Origin of the sequence: Hydrogenophaga palleronii, assembly GCF_031457455.1 — a bacterium.
Taxonomy (GTDB): domain Bacteria; phylum Pseudomonadota; class Gammaproteobacteria; order Burkholderiales; family Burkholderiaceae_C; genus Hydrogenophaga; species Hydrogenophaga palleronii_A.
This window is the reverse complement of the sequence record NZ_JAVDWU010000027.1, coordinates 1-1,019: the sequence shown is the minus strand read 5'-3', so window position 1 is coordinate 1,019 and position 1,019 is coordinate 1. Positions and strand designations below refer to the sequence as shown.

The window sequence follows — 1,019 nt, the reverse complement described above, 5'->3', positions numbered from 1 at the left end:
ACAAATAGTTGCCAGTGTGCTGTCCTGCAAATAGCTGCCTGAAGCGGAGTGATCCGGTTTTACAGCTGACGCACTGCAACAGGATGCAGCGCCACCATGGAATCGAGGGAGGCTCCATGGGAAGGCTGTTCGTTGGACAGCGCATTGGTCTTCGTCAGGCCCAACGCATCGTTGGGGTTGGTTGAAGGCGCCGGCGTAGAACAAGACTCACGACAAGAATGATTAACGTGGGCAATTAAAGGCGCGAAGTGCAGTTGGTAGGACCGGACAGAGGGAAGGCTGCTGTCTTGCTCAATCTGCGCACTATTCCCCCTGACCACTTGGTGCATTGTTGCCAGTGGGTTTCCGCAATCCGGGTGAGTTCTCCTGCCTGCATCTGAGGCGGTGGCGCCGCTTGTAATTGATGCCTGTCCGGCTCGTCGCAGACCAATGAGGCCTGTTCAAACGCTCCCTGTTCGTAGCGCCATCAGAAACGTGTGCCCCCAATTGCCTGAGGGAGGGAAGAGGGCTTTCAGGTTCTTTGTGAGTTGCGCCTTGTTGCTGGGTGCCTGGCTGTGCGCGGGTGGGGTTGCCACGGCCCAAACCATCGTCACGGACCCGGTTTCCAGCGATGCGCGATGGACGCTTGAGGGCAGCCCGTACGTGATCGAGGGCAATCTGGTTGTGCAGAACGGCGCAACCTTGTCGATCGACCCGGGCGTTACCGTGTACATGGGTGCCAACGCCGGGCTGAGCGTCCAGGCAGGTGCATTGAGGGCGCAGGGCAGCCCTTCGAGCCCGATCCGGGTTCTGTCGAATGCTGCTCGCCTGGGCCAGACCGCGGCGCCTGGTGACTGGGCGCAATGGACCTTCGGTGCCGGCACAGTCAACACCGTGCTGGAGCACGTCGAGCTTGAACATGGTCGCGGCGTTGTGGTCAACGGTTCTGCGCCAGTGTTCAACAACGTGACGATCCGCCATCACCTGGGTGCGGCCATGACGGTGGATCTCGCTGCCTCACCGGTGGGGCAAGGCAACAG

At 60.5% G+C, this 1,019-nt stretch carries 1 protein-coding gene; it reads left to right on the top strand.

Features of this window, described 5'->3' with window-relative positions; genetic code table 11:
• Positions 1–534 precede the first annotated feature (534 nt).
• A partial coding sequence (locus J2W49_RS25720) for a hypothetical protein (protein WP_310322782.1) occupies positions 535–1,019 on the top strand: 485 nt, incomplete at its 3' end.